The sequence below is a fragment of the Bacteroides stercorirosoris genome (assembly GCF_900142015.1).
In the GTDB taxonomy this organism is placed as follows: Bacteria; Bacteroidota; Bacteroidia; order Bacteroidales; family Bacteroidaceae; genus Bacteroides; species Bacteroides stercorirosoris.
This window is the reverse complement of the sequence record NZ_FQZN01000014.1, coordinates 18362-35203: the sequence shown is the minus strand read 5'-3', so window position 1 is coordinate 35203 and position 16842 is coordinate 18362. Positions and strand designations below refer to the sequence as shown.

Sequence of the window (16842 nt, the reverse complement as noted above, 5' to 3'; positions counted from 1 at the left end):
TGGATTTCGGTATTTGCCAATAAACCATAAAAACCGTGTTTTATCCCAGCGGATTCGGATCTACACCACCGCCTTCGCCGCTGCCGCCGCTTTCGCCGCCGCCCGGGGCAGCGCCTATGTAGATGCTTTGCGAGGTGCTGCGCGGCTCTTTCAAGAACTCCGTGCTACTGCCTTTATACTGCGTGGTGACGGTGAGTGTATATTCGCCGTCTGCCAGTCCGGCGGGCAGGTTGAGGATGAGGCGTGAAGGTTCGGCCAGCACAATTTTTTTGTCTTCCAGCTTCGTCACCGCCTTGGTGCTGACGTTGGTGAGCGTGATGCCCACCGAGGGGTCGGAACCTGCGGGCAGAATGTTCTTGCCATACACGGTGAAGGCTTCGCCGGCTGTGGCGGAGAAGTCCGTGGCACGTGTGGCGGCATCGCTCGAACCGCCGATGTAGAACTTCACGGGGCGGTCGCCCAGCACTTCCACATTGGTGTTTTGTATGGCTTCGCGCAGCGTTTTGCCTTGCGTCAGAGATACGTAAATGGAGTTTACCTTCGGGTCCCATGCCTGTCCGGCGAGGCCTTTCAGTTGCGCTACGGCGCGGAAGAGTCCGGTGTTGACGCTTTCGCCGTTCATGATAGCTTCGGACACTACTTCGTTGTAGAGGTCTACACTCAGTTGCATCGTGCCACGCAGCACGCCGGGGTTCTTGCCCACCATGCGGTCCAGTATCAGTTCGAGGTCTGTGCTGCGGGTGGTTTCCAGTTGGAAGATTTTGTCAGTCTTGTCATCGGTGGTGATGGTGTTGTCCACTTTCCACGCTTTGAGGATGTTTTTTGCCATAATTAATGGATTTGAAATGGTTCATATTATTGTTTGGAGAATAACTATCGTTTGTCATTCCGGCATTGGCAGAGGTTGTAGCCACGTTCAAACCTATAATTAACGGGCATTTGCCTTCGGGCAGTTCTTGTCCTTGGGCAGGAAGTCCTTCCTGGTTTGTGCAGGCGGCAAAGAGTGTCAAGAGTAGAGGATGTAAGCTACTGCTTTCAGAAATAACCGGTTTGATATCGGAGTGTTTCTTTAATCGTCCGTTCGTTTTTTGGGGGACGGGGCAAAGGTAGTAATAATTTGTATTAAGCAATGCAATGTCATTTACTTTTTATTTCACTGTGTGTCCGACGTTTTGCCGTTTTATATGATAAGTAGATGCCCATAATTAATTCGTATATTGAGTATCTGTATAGCAATAAACTATTTACGTGTGCTAAATTATCATTGTTGTAAATCATCCACCTTCGTCTCTTTTCTGTTTGGCTTGTGCTTCTTCTGAAGGTTGGGGCGTCATTTGTATATTTAGCGAATCACGCTTGATTTCTTCCGGGGTATCGGGCTGTTCCGTTTCCGGGTTTCGCTTTTCTTGTTCACGTTGCAGCCGTTTCAGTTTCCATTTATTCCAGAACATCAATTCTTTCCAACGGTTGAAGTCTTTCTTGAAGATGATACCTATGCCTTGTGTGGTCAGGTTCGTGCGGGTGTAGTAGCGGTCATTGGTTTCGTTATATGCTTTCAGACGTATGTCTCCGCTGCGGTTCACAAGCCATTCGGCTTCGAAGTCACCCACAAAGTTGGTATTTGCCATGGGATTATCGCGGTAACCGAAGTTACCGTTGATGAGCAAACGGTTGTTCAGTAACTGTCCCGACAGCATACCTTCGAATTCCATATCTGTCCAGCCTTTTTCTCCGGTACTGAGATTCGTACCGATATTCCAATTGTTGCTGTTGATGATGCTTGAAAGCGCATTGTTTAATTGTCCCGAAAGGGTAGATGAAAGCACGGAAGACATCATGTTGGAGTTTTGCGTGGCATCTACGTTTTCCGGAGTATAGAACTTACCGATACCCAACAGGTACAGTATCTGCATATTCATCTGCTCGTCCGTAGGAATATAGTTACGGATAAGGGCCTGCACTTCATCCCGTTCGTTGGGGACTTCCAGACTTAGTTTGATGTCCGGAGAAGTCAGTTGTCCTGTCAGGTTCATTATGCAGTTCACTTTGATGTTCGTCTGAACTCCGTAGTTGCTTGCATTCGGTACCAGGTCGTTCAGTGAAGCGGAGTTCACGGTGTAGCTTGCCTGAATATCCATTGTTGCATCCAATGGCGAGCCGTTGAAGCTGATGGTACTTCCGTCTTTGATGGTAAAGTCCTTGCGTATCACTTCCTGCAGACTGAATTTATAGACTCCCTGGCTGATGCGGTAGTTACCGAACATCTTTACATCATCAGCCTTGTTGTAAAATTCTGTGCGTATATTGCCCGAACCCCGTCCACTGATGTAGTCGCCGGCTATCGGATCCATGACGATGCGCATGGTTGCATCGGGGGTGGCTTCAACAAGCAGATTGAGGCGGATGTCTGTCTGGCTCTCTTCTTCCTGGCGTATCTCTTCTTGCGCCAGTTCGTAGTCGGAAGTCAGACTTATGGAGTCCAGTACAGCCCGGCGGGGCGTTTTATCCACAAATTTGATGAACTGGTTGCTGGCGGCTGAAGATACGTTATCTTTTATATAAACGAAGTTGGTGTTGCGGTCGGTGGTCATGGCTACATCAATGTTGACTCCATCCCGTGCATTACCCGCTATCAAAGCGCTTCCTGTTCCGTAGACAGTTCCGTAAAAAGGAAAATCCAAGGATTCCTTTGTGTTCATTACCAACATGTCATTCACTTCAAACTGGAAACGATATTCCAGATTCTTAAAATGCTGATAGTGCAGATAACCGTTTACGCGTCCCTGGTTGCCGTGCGGGTCGAAAATACGGTTATCACGGAAAGTCAGTCCGTCAGGTTCTATGCGGATGCTGTCTTTTATGAAGAAAGTGGTGTTCAGCACATCTACTTTCATGGAGGCATCGCCGAATACGCGTCCTTCCATGGTGAGACCTTTAAATTTGCCATAGAAATGCACATTACCGCTGGCACGTCCGTTAAACTCCGGTGTGATACTGCTCATGAAGTATTCTATGAACTTCAGATTGGTATTGTCGGCTTCAATCTGCAAGTCGAGCGCACTCTTTGGTTTTATGGGATATATGTAGCCGTATACATGGCTCTTGGCAATGTCTTTCTCGCGGATATGGGCATCAAGATAGATACCTTCCACTTCATGATGCCATTCTCCGTGAATATTGGCATCCCCCAGCAGGCCGTCATTCAGTCCGAGGCTTCGGATGAAAAGATCGGTGTGCATGACGGGTTTCTTCAATACTCCGCTGGCATAGGCAGGACCGGTAGCTTCACCCTGGAAGTTGACTCCAAGATTGGCAATGTCGAACACGTAACCTATATTGATGTCTTTCAAATCCAGGCGGACCGTATCTTCGGGCTGCTCCGAGAGGATGCCGTTGATGCGGAGATGCCGGTCCTTATGGCTGAAATAGAAGTCGTTGATATGTATCTTCCCGGAGTCAATGACCACCTGTGACGGATGTATTTCCCATAAAGTATCATTCAGGATAATGTCGGTCTTTTGAACATCTACAACGGTCTTCAATGCCGATGTTGCTTTGGCTGAACGGGCGCGTTTATTATCCCGTTCTTCGGCCTGGGTGCGGATGAAATGCGTGGCGGCAGCTAATTTTCCACTATAGGTGACAGTACTGCTGTTGCCCCAATTCAAGGAGGTTTGTATGATGTCGTCTTTGGCTTGCGCCTCTAATGCCACGTTTATTGCGCCTTCCGGTTTACGGTTGCTGAAACGTACGCGTGCATGGAATTTATCACCGGGATTTTCACACAATATCATGCCCGATTCAATGAATTTATCTCCATAGCGTAAACGCGGGAAATAACCTTCTACCCGCAGACGTTGTGCCTTGTCATTGAAGTATCCTTTAAGAGTGGATTGCGTGTAGATCTTAACCGGGATATTGAGTATGGTAGAAAACAGGTCCGTATTGAAGATATTTATATCAAAATGGAAGTTATTCTCGCTTTCTACCTGTTGCTTGTCCGGCAATATCAGAGCAGGGATATATCTTCGCATGATATTCAGTACACTGGCAGGCAATGTGCGATAAGAGTAATCTCCTTCGATGCTTGCATTCAGGAAATTAGACGTTATTCTCAGTTGCTTGTGAGACTCATCTTTCCGGGTGGCGGTTATTTTCAGGTTGTCCAGAAAATACTCCTTGTCGGGTGCCGTGAATTGCAGGCTGTCGATATTGATTTCTCCATTCATTTCATCAATGGAACCACCGGTGAAATCGGCGGTCAGTTGAACTGAAACCTCCGTATCTTCGTATTTGGGTGTCAGATGCAGTCCGTGAGGGCGCACCTTGCGGATATCCGCTTGAAAATTGAAAGTCGGTATACGACTGGCGGTATTGATGCTACCGTTCAGCAACACAGAGCCATTTTCATCATCTAATGCCACTTTTCCGTTGAAACCGCCTTGCTTGTATTCTCCGTCGAGGGTGATGTTTTCATATGTGTAATCGCTGTAGTCGATGGATGCGACCAATCCTTTCATCACAATGGAGGGGTATTGTTTTTCGTAGTGGTTACCGTCTACCTTAAGGTTAAAGGTCACCTTACCCAGGTTTTCGTTAGCCAGCATATTGCCCAATTCAAAATTCTCAGTCTTCACCGCACCCGAATAGGCAAAATAACCTTTTTCCTTATCTGAACTTAATTTTAAGTCGGTCTTGATAGAACCCATATCGGTACGTACCAAACCGTAGGTGACAAGGTCTGTAAAATATCCCGATACTTCTCCGCTAAACGAGATGGTTCCCAGTCGTTGCAATACCGGTGGAACACCTTCATAGTTCTTGCTCAGATTGCGGACAAAGAAAGCGATACCTTCCGAATCGGCATAGAGGCTGGAAAGGTTACCAAAAACGAATGCATCCTGGGGATGGGACAAATCCTGCAAGGAAACATCCCCCCTTAAATGAAAATGCTGGCCTCCTGTGATAGACAGATGCGGACAGTTCAATTGGTTGATGGTGCCGTTCGTCTCTACAGCTATCTGTAATTTCTCTTTGAAAGGGGAAAAAGCGGGTACAAATGCTGCCAGGTCGCAAAGTGTTACGTCAGAAGGCAGTATGCGATAGGAAAAACGTACATCATTGACAAAATTGCTAAAAGCTCCCAAACTGTCATATTCCATACGTATCGTGTCCATCTCAAGTGAAGTGTTAGGCAAATCAATAGAGAAGTTCTCGATATTCATTTTCTGGTTGTTTGCCACAATTTTAAGACTCAATTTCCTCAGTTCGAAGCCGGAATTTTTTTCTTCGATGCTCAAACGCTTGATAGCTGCATTGATAGAATCGCTTTGGAGGGCTTTCAACGAGATATTGGCAATGATATTACGCAGCTGGATATGCTGGGCATTGAATTTTCCTGGTGTTTCCTGGGTTGACAATACGTTATAAGACATTCTGCCGCGCCGTATCAATAAAGAATTGATGCGTAAATCAAGATTGCTTTCTTTCTTGATTGTGTCTTTTGAGGCAAAGGCATCGAGCACAAACTGGAAATTAGGAATGTCTTCCGGTGTTTTTTTCTCCAGATTGATATTGAAACCGAACAGCTGTACATTGCTGATTGATATTTTACCCTTGAACAGGGGGAGTATATCAAATTTAGCAGAGAGACGGGACACTTTCAGCATTTCTTTACCGGATTGGTCGTCCAATAGTAAATCGTCAACAATAATGCGGTTCAGTAAGCCCATATTTATTCGCCCGATAGTCAGTTGTGTACCCAGTACGTCTGATAATTCGTTTGCAACGAGCACAGATATCTGTCGCTGAACGTAAGGAATGTTCAACAACAATATAGTCCCGATATACAAACTTAGTATAATACCGAGCACCCAGCGAACTGTCTTTTTTAACTTTCTGATAGGCGGTTTGTTTGAATTAGCCAACAAAAATATGAAATTATACGTTATCAATCGTACTTTTATCATTACTTTTGCAGCGTTTAAACGTAAATAACGATATGAGTACAATAATTTTAGGAATAGAAAGCTCTTGTGACGACACATCAGCCGCCGTTATCAAAGATGGGTATTTACTGTCGAATGTTGTTTCCAGCCAGGCGGTACACGAGGCCTACGGTGGTGTGGTTCCCGAATTAGCTTCACGCGCACATCAGCAAAACATAGTTCCGGTAGTTCACGAAGCGTTGAAACGTGCCGGAGTGGCGAAAGAAGAACTGAGTGCGGTTGCTTTTACAAGAGGTCCCGGTTTGATGGGTTCTCTTTTGGTTGGAGTATCGTTTGCTAAAGGTTTCGCTCGTTCTCTGGGCATTCCTATGATAGATGTTAATCATTTGACAGGTCATGTGTTAGCTCATTTTATTAAAGCGGAAGGTGAAGAGAATATCCAACCGGAATTTCCTTTCCTTTGCTTGCTCGTTTCAGGAGGAAATTCGCAGATTATCCTGGTGAAGGCATACAATGATATGGAGATTTTAGGGCAGACTATTGATGATGCCGCAGGGGAAGCTATCGACAAATGCTCCAAGGTTATGGGGCTGGGGTATCCCGGTGGTCCGATTATTGATAAACTGGCTCGTCAGGGAAATCCGAAAGCTTTTACTTTCAGCAAACCCCATATCCCCGGATTGGATTACAGTTTTAGTGGTTTGAAAACCTCTTTCCTCTATTCTCTGCGCGACTGGATGAAGGAAGACCCCGATTTCATCGAGCATCATAAGGTAGATTTGGCAGCTTCGCTCGAAGCTACTGTTGTAGATATTCTGATGGATAAATTACGTAAGGCGGCTAAGGAATATAAAATAAAGGAAGTGGCTGTGGCCGGTGGCGTTTCTGCCAATAACGGTTTGCGCAATGCTTTCCGTGAACATGCCGAGAAGTACGGTTGGAAGATATTTATCCCCAAGTTCAGCTATACGACGGATAATGCTGCAATGATCGCCATTACAGGATACTTTAAGTATCAGGATCAGGACTTTTGTTCGATAGATGCGCCGGCTTATTCACGCGTTATATTATAATAAAGTTGGTAATATATAATAATAAGGTGTATGAAACTGGAAGAAATAGTAGGCGAATTACTGAGAGAGAAGAATTTATCCCTTTCTACCGCAGAAAGTTGCACAGGAGGAAGTATTGCTGCTTTGGTAACTTCTGTTCCGGGGAGTTCGGCGTACTTTAACGGTGGGATTGTGGCATATTCCAATGAGGTAAAAATGGCTTTGCTTCACGTTTCGGCCGAAACGCTGGAAAAATATGGAGCCGTCAGCCGGGAAACTGTGACCGAAATGGCAAGAGGTGCGATGAAAGCGCTGAAAACAGATTGTGCCGTTGCCACATCCGGAATTGCCGGGCCTGGAGGAGGTAGCCGGGAAAAGCCTGTGGGAACTGTGTGGATTGCTGCTGCCTATAAAAATGAAATTGTTACTTTCAGACAAGAAGGAGATGACGGAAGAGCCGAAAATGTGCAAAAAGCTGTTCAAAATGCTCTAATGATGCTTTGTGGGTGCTTAAAATGAAGAAAAATTGCTATCATACAGTGAATTATTTTATGAAAAACTTGTTTGGTATCGATAAAAGTACTTACTTTGCGCTCTGTTTGAAATAAGTATAGATAAAAACTATAAAAATAAGATAGAAATGTCGAAGATTTGTCAAATTACCGGAAAGAAAGCCATGATTGGCAACAATGTTTCACACTCAAAGAGAAGAACTAAAAGAACCTTTGATTTGAACTTGTTTAACAAGAAGTTCTACTATGTAGAGCAGGACTGCTGGATCAGCCTTAGCATTTGCGCTAACGGTCTGCGTATTATTAATAAGAAAGGACTAGACGCTGCTTTGAACGACGCAGTAGCTAAAGGTTATTGTGATTGGAAAAGCATTAAAGTAATTGGCTAAAAAGTAGAGGAGAATACTGATTATGGCAAAGAAAGCAAAAGGTAACAGAGTACAGGTGATTCTGGAATGCACAGAACACAAAGATAGCGGTATGCCGGGAACTTCTCGTTATATCACTACTAAGAACAGAAAGAATACAACTGAAAGATTGGAATTGAAGAAATATAATCCGATTTTGAAGAGAGTAACAGTACATAAAGAAATTAAATAATAAGTATAACCCATGGCAAAGAAAACTGTAGCAAGTTTGCACGAAGGTTCTAAAGAAGGTCGTGCTTATACAAAGGTTATCAAAATGGTTAAGTCTCCGAAGACCGGTGCTTATACTTTTGATGAACAAATGGTATTGAACGAAAAAGTACAAGACTTTTTCAAGAAATAAGATAGTCCGTCGAAAGACGTTTGATTATAAAATCCTCTTGTCGTACAACGATAAGGGGATTTTTTTTATACTTTATTCCTATACTTTCATTACTTTGTTATATCTTTGTGGAATAATGTATTGTATAAATAAATAGGATATGGGATTTTTTAGTTTTTTCTCGAAGGAAAAGAAAGAAACATTAGATAAAGGATTGTCTAAGACGAAGGAAAGTGTGTTCGGAAAGATTGCTCGAGCTGTGGCAGGAAAGTCGAAGGTGGACGATGAAGTGCTTGATAATCTGGAAGAAGTGTTGATTACTTCGGATGTGGGTGTGGAAACTACGTTAAATATAATTGAACGTATAGAGAAGCGTGCCGCCGCCGAAAAATATATGAATGCGCAAGAGCTGAATACCATCTTGCGCGATGAAATCGCTGCTTTATTGACAGAGAATAATTCGGATGATGTTGCTGATTTTGAAGCTCCGATTGGAAAGAAACCTTACGTTATTATGGTGGTGGGAGTGAACGGTGTAGGCAAAACAACTACTATCGGAAAACTTGCATATCAATTTAAGAAAGCGGGTAAGAGTGTTTATCTAGGCGCGGCGGATACTTTCCGTGCGGCAGCTGTTGAACAGTTGGATATTTGGGGTGGACGTGTAGGCGTGCCTGTTATCAAACAAAAGATGGGGGCTGATCCAGCTTCCGTGGCTTATGATACTTTGAACTCTGCCGTTGCCAATAATGCGGATGTGGTGATTATTGATACTGCCGGGCGCCTTCATAATAAAGTGGGCTTGATGAATGAGTTGACTAAGATTAAGAATGTGATGAAGAAAGTGGTTCCTGATGCTCCGGATGAAGTGTTGCTGGTTTTGGACGGTTCTACCGGACAAAATGCATTTGAGCAGGCTAAACAATTTACTTTGGCAACGGAAGTGACTGCAATGGCTATTACAAAATTGGACGGCACAGCCAAAGGGGGTGTCGTTATCGGAATTTCAGACCAGTTCAAAATTCCCGTGAAGTATATCGGGCTTGGTGAAGGGATGGAAGATTTACAGGTGTTCCGCAAAAAAGAATTTGTTGATTCATTGTTTGGGGAGAATGCATGAAACGGAAAACCATTGATATCATTACCTTAGGATGTTCTAAGAATTTAGTGGATTCGGAGCATTTGATGCGCCAGCTTGAAGAAGCCGGATATCATGTGACTCATGATACGGAAAAGCCGAAAGGGGAGATTGCAGTTATCAATACTTGCGGTTTCATCGGTGATGCAAAGGAAGAGTCAATTAATATGATTCTGGAATTTGCACAGGCAAAGGAAGAAGGAGAGCTGGAGAAGCTATATGTGATGGGCTGTCTTTCCGAACGTTATTTGAAAGAACTGGCAGTTGAGATACCGCAGGTGGACAAATTCTATGGTAAATTCAACTGGGCAGAGTTGTTGCAGGATCTTGGTAAGGCCTATCATAGAGAACTTCATATTGAGCGTACGCTTACCACTCCAAAACATTATGCATATTTGAAAATATCAGAAGGTTGCGACCGGAAATGCTCGTATTGTGCCATTCCTATTATCACAGGGAAGCATGTATCGCGCCCAATGGAAGAAATATTGGATGAGGTGCGTTATCTGGTTGCTAAAGGCGTGAAGGAGTTTCAGGTTATTGCTCAGGAGCTGACTTATTATGGTGTGGACTTGTATAAGAAACAAATGCTTCCCGAACTGATAGAGCGTATTTCTGAAGTTCCCGGTGTGGAGTGGATACGATTGCATTATGCTTATCCGGCGCATTTCCCGACGGATTTATTCCGAGTGATGCGTGAACGCCCTAACGTATGTAAATATATGGATATTGCTCTTCAGCACATCAGTGATCCGATGCTGGAGAAAATGCGCCGTCATGTGACTAAGGAGGAAACTTATCGTCTGCTGGAACAATTTCGTAAAGAAGTACCGGGGATTCATCTGCGTACAACTTTGATGGTGGGGCATCCTGGAGAAACGGAAGCTGATTTTGAAGATTTGAAGGAATTTGTTCGTAGGGTGCGTTTCGATAGAATGGGAGCTTTTGCTTATTCGGAAGAGGAAGGTACTTATGCGGCTGCTCACTACGAAGATGAAATACCTCAAGAGGTAAAGCAGGCGCGTCTGGATGAATTGATGTCTATTCAACAGAGTATTTCATCAGAATTGAGCGCGGCAAAAGTGGGGCAGCGTATGAAAGTGATAATAGATCGTTTGGAAGGTGATTATTACATCGGTCGTACAGAATTTGACTCTCCTGAGGTGGATCCGGAAGTCTTGATAGAACGGGATGGACGAACCTTACTTATAGGTAACTTTTACCAGGTAGAGATAATAAATTCCGATGATTTCGACCTTTTTGGGCGGATAATTTAAAGATTTTTCCCGAAGAATTTGTGTATGTGCGGAAGTTTTGCTAATATAGCGCCGAACTTCATAAAAATATCTGGATTTTGAATAATAAAGAGTTTACTTCAGAATTGTCGCGGAGATTGGGATATACCATAAAGGATACATCCGAGCTGATTGCATCTTTGTTGTCGGGCATGACGCAACAGTTGCAAGAGGGGAATACTATTTCAGTACAAGGTTTCGGAACTTTTGAGGTAAAGAAGAAAGCGGAGCGTATTACTATTAATCCAACAACGAAATTGCGTATGTTGGTTCCTCCCAAGTTAGTGTTGAATTATAAACCCAGTAGTGTTCTGAAGGATAAGTTTAAGTAATCTACCTGTCTCACTCAAAGTAATCTTCCATAATTATGAATGAAAAGCTGAATATACAGAATCTGATAGAACTGCTTGCCGAAAAGCATGGCATGGATAAAAAAGATGCCGAGAATTTCGTGAAAGAGTTTTTCCAGTTGGTTGAAGAATCGCTGGAGGCAGATAAGTATGTGAAGATTAAAGGCTTGGGTACATTTAAGCTGATAGATGTAGAAAGTCGTGAAAGCGTAAATATAAATACAGGAGAACGGTTTGAGATACAAGGGCATACTAAAGTTTCGTTTGCTCCGGAGCCATCTCTGAAGGATTTAATAAACAAGCCCTTCTCACACTTCGAGACGGTGGTGTTGAATGATGAAACGCTGTTGGAAGATACACCGGTAGAAAGTAATTCTGAGGAAGAGGAAGAAAAAGAAGAAGAATTTTCGGTGCAGCAAATTGCTGACGAAGCGGAAGAAATCTCTACTGTGGTAGAAGTAGAAGAGATTGTAGTTGAAGGAGAAAAAAATGTTGAGGAAGCGCCTGTTGAGATAGAAGAGGAATCTATAGAAGCTGTTGAAGAAACAACTCAAGTGGTGGAAGAACCAGAAGAATCTACCATAGAAGAACATACATTAGTTCAAGAAGAGTTTGTTGCTGATGCGGAACCTGTAATCTCCACTGTGGAACTATCTCTTGTAGAAACTGAACTTTCTTCTGTAGAAACTACTGTTCAGCCTGATGAATCTGTTGTAGAGGTTCCGGTAGAACCAAAAGAAGAAGACAGGGTGCCTACATATGAGATACCTGCTCCTAATACACCAACGCCCCCTGTGAGTGTGCCGGATAGTTCTACCATGAAATTCTTCATTGGCATTGTGGTGCTTGTGGTTGTGCTGTGTGTAGGTGCTGTGACTTTTATGTATTATCCGGATTTATTTGATAGATCTATGCCACCACCTACTGATAAAGTAGCTGATGAAAAGACGGAAAAACCGGCTGCTCCCGTTGCTTTGAAGGATAGTATTTTGCAGAAAGATACTGCATTGGTTGCAAAAGTGGATACTGTGGCAGAAGTTGTTACACAAAAAACAATAGTACCCGAGCCGGTAATTGAGTCAAAGCCTGCTGTTGTTGCACCTAAGCCGGTTGCTGAAAAAGAAACCTCCACAACTTCCAAGAAAGAAAATAAAAAAACTGCGGCAGCTCCGTTTGAGCCGGACTCTGTGAATTATAAGATAGTGGGAACGAAGGCTACCTATACGATAAAAGAAGGGGAGACCTTGACGAGAGTCGCGCTTCGTTTCTACGGAACAAAGGCTCTTTGGCCATATATCGTGAAGTATAACCCTGATGTTATCAAGAATCCAGATCATGTACCTTACGGAACTGTAGTCAAGATACCTGAGCTTGTGAAGAAATAAATGAAAATATCTCACCCCTGCAAGTCGATGACACATCACTTGCAGGGGTGAATTATTATTTATCCTCACCTGTGAAATTGAAAATCTTTTTAGAAACTATTGCTAACTACTAAACTCTATGAAAGTAGTTTAATCTAATCGTTTTTTAATAAAAATTAGTTGGTATGGTTAATTTATTCCTGTACTTTTGGGAGCGAAAAAAATAATTACCAGTAGGATACTGGATAACCAACGAAATTTAAACAATAAAAATAAGAGTATTTATGGCTGAAACAATTGATATCCGCGAACTGAATGAGCGGATTGAAAGACAAAGTTCTTTCGTTACCAACCTTACTACTGGCATGGACCAGATTATCGTAGGACAGAAACATCTGGTAGAGTCATTGTTGATCGGTTTGCTATCCGACGGACACGTACTGTTGGAAGGTGTGCCGGGTTTGGCAAAGACATTGGCCATCAAAACGCTGGCTTCGTTGATTGATGCGCAATATAGCCGTATACAGTTTACACCCGATTTGTTGCCTGCCGATGTTATCGGTACAATGGTTTACAGTCAGAAAGATGAAACTTTCCAGGTAAAGAAGGGACCTGTTTTCGCTAACTTCGTTTTGGCAGATGAAATTAACCGTGCTCCGGCCAAAGTGCAGAGTGCTTTGCTGGAAGCCATGCAGGAACGTCAGGTTACTATTGGTAAGCAAACATTCCAGTTGCCTGAACCTTTCCTCGTACTTGCTACACAAAATCCTATCGAACAGGAAGGTACTTATCCGTTGCCTGAAGCACAGGTAGACCGTTTCATGCTAAAAGTAGTCATTGACTATCCGAAGATGGAAGAAGAAAAGCTGATTATCCGCCAGAATATCAATGGTGAGAAGTTCAATGTGAAACCTATCCTGAAAGCTGAAGAAATCATTGAAGCCCGTAAGGTTGTTCGTCAGGTATATCTGGACGAAAAGATTGAGCGCTATATTGTGGATATCGTGTTTGCTACCCGTTATCCGGAAAAATATGACTTGAAAGAGTTGAAAGACATGATTGGTTTCGGTGGTTCACCCCGTGCTTCTATCAATCTGGCATTGGCAGCCCGCACTTATGCTTTCATCAAACGTCGTGGTTACGTTATTCCCGAGGATGTACGCGCTGTGGCTCATGACGTATTGCGCCATCGTATCGGTCTGACGTATGAGGCGGAGGCCAGTAATCTGACTTCTGATGAAATTATCAGTAAGATATTGAATAAGGTTGAAGTACCTTGATGTAAATATCAATGAAATAGCTTTTGGAAGCTATTAATAAACGTTGCCAACGTTTTTAAAGAATCTTGCCGACGTTTTTAAAGAACGTCGCAGGTATTTATTAACGGAATTATTCTACTATATAAATGGAAACAAGTGAACTGTTAAAAAAAGTCCGTCAAATTGAAATCAAGACGCGCGGATTGTCCAACAATATCTTTGCAGGCCAGTATCATTCGGCTTTCAAGGGTAGAGGTATGGCATTCTCCGAAGTACGCGAATATCAGTTTGGCGACGATATACGCGACATTGACTGGAACGTGACCGCACGCTTCAACAAGCCTTATATCAAGGTGTTCGAAGAAGAGCGTGAACTGACCGTTATGCTGCTGGTGGATGTTTCCGGTAGTTTGGAATTCGGTACGGTGAAGCAGATGAAAAAGGATATGGTGACGGAGATTGCAGCTACATTGGCATTTTCGGCTATACAGAACAATGATAAAATCGGCGTTATCTTTTTCTCCGACCGGATAGAAAAGTTTATCCCACCCAAAAAAGGGCGAAAGCATATCTTGTATATTATCCGTGAATTGATTGATTTCAAGGCTGAGAGTCGGCGGACAGACATCCGTCTCGGGTTGGAATACCTGACGAACGTGATGAAACGTCGCTGTACGGCATTTCTTTTATCCGATTTTATCGATCAGGGAAGCTTCAAGAATGCAATGACTATTGCCAACCGGAAACATGATGTGGTGGCTATCCAGGTGTATGACCGCAGGGTAGAGGAATTGCCGGCTATCGGCCTGATGAAAATTAAAGATGCTGAGACCGGACATGAACAGTGGATTGACACTTCATCACGTGCCGTTCGTCGCGCCCATCATGATTGGTGGGTGAACAAACAGGTGGAATTGCATGAAGTATTCACTAAGAGTAATGTCGATAATGTGTCGGTACGTACCGATCAGGACTACGTCAAGGCATTGATGAATTTGTTTGCGAAACGAAATTAATCGGAAAAATGAAAAGATATCTATTTCTGATAACCCTATTGGGCATATTGACTGGCAAAGCTGTGGCACAGTCGGTGACAGTGGATGCTACCATCGATTCTCTGCAAATATATATTGGTGACCAGGCAAAGATTAAACTCCAAGTGGCGTTGGATGCGGATAAACGGGCTATTTTACCTGTTTATACGGATACGCTGGTGCGTGGTGTGGAAATTATCGACGTTGCGAAAGCGGACACGCAGTATATAAATGATAATAAGCGAATGCTGATTACGCAGGAATATACTGTTACGTCATTTGATTCGGCATTGTACTATTTGCCACCGATGGAAGTGATGGTGGATAATAAGGCATACCGTTCGAAAGCATTGGCGCTGAAAGTCTACTCGATGAATGTGCCGTTGGACCCTGAAAATCCGGAGCAGTTTTTTGGACCTAAAACAGTGATGCAAGCTCCGTTTGTATGGGAAGATTGGTATGGAATTATCACTTGTGGTATACTGCTTATTCCGTTTGCATTGTTGCTTGTCTATCTGATTATGCGTATCTGTGATAATAAGCCGATTATACGTAAAGTGAAAGTAGAGCCGAAATTGCCACCGCATCAGCAGGCTATGAAAGAGATAGAACGCATCAAGAGCGAGAAAGTATGGCAAAAAGGTCAATCCAAAGAATACTATACGGAGTTAACGGACGCTTTGCGTACTTATATCAAGGGACGTTTTGGTTTCAATGCTTTGGAAATGACTTCTTCGGAAATCATAGAGAGATTGCTTGAAATGGAGGATAAAGAGGCCATTGCAGATCTACGTATTCTCTTCCAGACAGCTGACTTGGTGAAATTCGCTAAACATGCTCCGCTGATGAATGAGAATGATGCGAATCTGATTAATGCTATTGATTTTATCAATGAAACCAAAGAGGTGGAAGCTGAAAATGTGAAACCGCAGCCAACTGAAATCACTATCATTGAGAAACGTTCATTGCGTACTAAGATACTGTTAGGTATAGGTATTGCCATATTGGCGGCTGCTTTGATCGGTGCGCTCACTTATATTGGAATGCAGTTATACAGTTATTTTGCTTAATTGCAGAATCAGAGGTAACTTCAATCGTAAATTGTAAATTGTTAAATAGTAAATACAATGGTTTTTGCCAATATTGAATATTTGTTTTTGCTGCTGTTGCTTATACCTTATATAGTATGGTATATCATGAAGCGGAAGAATAATGAAGCTACACTTCAGATTTCGGATGCCCGTGTGTATGCGCATACGCCAAAGAGTTATAAGAACTATTTGTTGCATGTGCCTTTTATGCTGCGCATTGTTGCTTTAGCATTGATTATCGTGGTGCTGGCGCGTCCTCAGACCACGAATAGCTGGCAAAACAGTGAAATTGAAGGTATCGATATCATGCTGGCTATCGACGTATCTACCAGTATGCTGGCGGAGGACTTGAAACCAAACCGTCTGGAAGCAGCGAAAGATGTAGCGGCGGAATTTATCAATGGTCGTCCCAATGATAATATCGGTATTACGTTGTTTGCTGCGGAAAGTTTCACACAGTGTCCGCTGACGGTGGACCATGCGGTGTTGTTGAACTTGTTTCAGGGTATCAAATGTGGTATTATAGAGGACGGAACAGCGGTCGGCATGGGCGTTGCTAATGCCGTAACTCGCTTGAAAGACAGCAAAGCGAAATCTAAAGTAATCATTCTTCTGACGGATGGTACAAACAACAAAGGGGATATCTCTCCGCTGACAGCAGCAGAGATAGCTAAAAGCTTTGGCATCCGTGTTTATACTATTGGTGTAGGTACGAACGGTATGGCACCTTATCCTTATCCGGTGGGTAATACGGTACAGTACGTTAACTTGCCGGTAGAAATTGATGAAAAGACACTGACGCAGATTGCTGCCACTACGGAAGGAAACTATTTCCGCGCAACCAGCAATTCTAAATTGAAGGAAGTGTATGAGGAAATTGACAAGTTGGAGAAGACCAAGTTGAATGTGAAAGAGTACAGCAAGCGGCAAGAAGAATACCGCTGGTTCGCTTTGGCTGCATTCTTGTGTGTATTGCTCGAAGTGTTACTCCGCAACTCTATCTTGAAGAAGATACCTTAAAGACAGTGCATTAATTGTAAATTACTAAA

The 16842-nt window shown here is 43.3% G+C and carries 16 protein-coding genes; 13 read left to right on the top strand and 3 right to left on the bottom strand.

Annotation, left to right across the window (positions count from 1 at the left end):
- Positions 1-40: 40 nt before the first annotated feature.
- The 3 genes from BUC01_RS11830 to BUC01_RS11825 all read right to left on the bottom strand — a co-directional run bounded on the left by BUC01_RS11830 (position 41) and on the right by BUC01_RS11825 (position 5969).
- On the bottom strand, positions 41-829 hold the full coding sequence (locus BUC01_RS11830) for a DNA-binding domain-containing protein (protein ID WP_025834013.1): 789 nt from the start codon (positions 827-829) through the stop codon (positions 41-43).
- A complete protein-coding gene (locus BUC01_RS25170; RefSeq protein WP_139261864.1) occupies positions 774-1130 on the bottom strand; it encodes a hypothetical protein in 357 nt (118 codons plus the stop codon). The genes BUC01_RS11830 and BUC01_RS25170 overlap by 56 nt, the downstream gene beginning before the upstream one ends.
- A gap of 144 nt (positions 1131-1274) precedes the next feature.
- Positions 1275-5969, bottom strand: coding sequence for a translocation/assembly module TamB domain-containing protein (locus BUC01_RS11825; protein ID WP_244895745.1), 4695 nt, complete (start codon positions 5967-5969; stop codon positions 1275-1277).
- 32 nt (positions 5970-6001) lie between these two features.
- On the opposite strand from BUC01_RS11825, the gene tsaD reads away from it, so the two are divergent.
- From tsaD to BUC01_RS11760, 13 genes are all read left to right on the top strand, one after another.
- Positions 6002-7021 (top strand): tRNA (adenosine(37)-N6)-threonylcarbamoyltransferase complex transferase subunit TsaD, encoded by a 1020-nt coding sequence (tsaD, locus tag BUC01_RS11820; RefSeq protein ID WP_025834012.1) that lies wholly within the window; start codon positions 6002-6004, stop codon positions 7019-7021.
- A 30-nt stretch (positions 7022-7051) separates the two neighbouring features.
- Positions 7052-7519, top strand: a complete 468-nt coding sequence (locus BUC01_RS11815) for a CinA family protein (RefSeq protein WP_025834010.1) — start codon at positions 7052-7054, stop codon at positions 7517-7519.
- Positions 7520-7640: 121 nt separating this feature from the next.
- Positions 7641-7901: a 50S ribosomal protein L28 gene (gene rpmB, locus BUC01_RS11810; protein WP_007214256.1), complete on the top strand. Its 261-nt coding sequence runs from the start codon at positions 7641-7643 to the stop codon at positions 7899-7901.
- Positions 7902-7923: 22 nt separating this feature from the next.
- The gene (gene rpmG / locus BUC01_RS11805) at positions 7924-8112 is read left to right on the top strand and encodes a 50S ribosomal protein L33 (protein ID WP_002560155.1); all 189 of its coding nucleotides are present in this window, start codon (positions 7924-7926) and stop codon (positions 8110-8112) included.
- Positions 8113-8124: 12 nt separating this feature from the next.
- Positions 8125-8283: a DUF4295 domain-containing protein gene (locus tag BUC01_RS11800; RefSeq protein WP_007214255.1), complete on the top strand. Its 159-nt coding sequence runs from the start codon at positions 8125-8127 to the stop codon at positions 8281-8283.
- A gap of 139 nt (positions 8284-8422) precedes the next feature.
- On the top strand, positions 8423-9382 hold the full coding sequence (gene ftsY / locus BUC01_RS11795) for a signal recognition particle-docking protein FtsY (RefSeq protein WP_025834008.1): 960 nt from the start codon (positions 8423-8425) through the stop codon (positions 9380-9382).
- On the top strand, positions 9379-10677 hold the full coding sequence (gene rimO, locus BUC01_RS11790) for a 30S ribosomal protein S12 methylthiotransferase RimO (protein ID WP_025834007.1): 1299 nt from the start codon (positions 9379-9381) through the stop codon (positions 10675-10677). Before ftsY ends, rimO begins: the two co-directional genes overlap by 4 nt.
- Before the next feature lie 77 nt (positions 10678-10754).
- Positions 10755-11027 carry an HU family DNA-binding protein gene (locus BUC01_RS11785; protein ID WP_025834006.1) on the top strand — a complete coding sequence of 91 codons (273 nt, stop codon included), beginning with the start codon at positions 10755-10757 and terminating at the stop codon, positions 11025-11027.
- A 35-nt stretch (positions 11028-11062) separates the two neighbouring features.
- Entirely contained in the window at positions 11063-12430 is a 1368-nt protein-coding gene (locus BUC01_RS11780; protein WP_025834005.1) for an HU family DNA-binding protein, read from the top strand.
- Between the two features lie 263 nt (positions 12431-12693).
- On the top strand, positions 12694-13689 hold the full coding sequence (locus BUC01_RS11775; RefSeq protein WP_073313781.1) for an AAA family ATPase: 996 nt from the start codon (positions 12694-12696) through the stop codon (positions 13687-13689).
- 125 nt (positions 13690-13814) lie between these two features.
- Entirely contained in the window at positions 13815-14684 is an 870-nt protein-coding gene (locus BUC01_RS11770) for a DUF58 domain-containing protein (protein ID WP_025834003.1), read from the top strand.
- 8 nt (positions 14685-14692) lie between these two features.
- Positions 14693-15772: a hypothetical protein gene (locus BUC01_RS11765; RefSeq protein WP_073313779.1), complete on the top strand. Its 1080-nt coding sequence runs from the start codon at positions 14693-14695 to the stop codon at positions 15770-15772.
- Between the two features lie 57 nt (positions 15773-15829).
- Complete coding sequence (locus tag BUC01_RS11760) at positions 15830-16813, top strand: vWA domain-containing protein (protein WP_025834002.1); 984 nt, start codon at positions 15830-15832, stop codon at positions 16811-16813.
- The last annotated feature ends 29 nt before the right edge of the window (positions 16814-16842 follow it).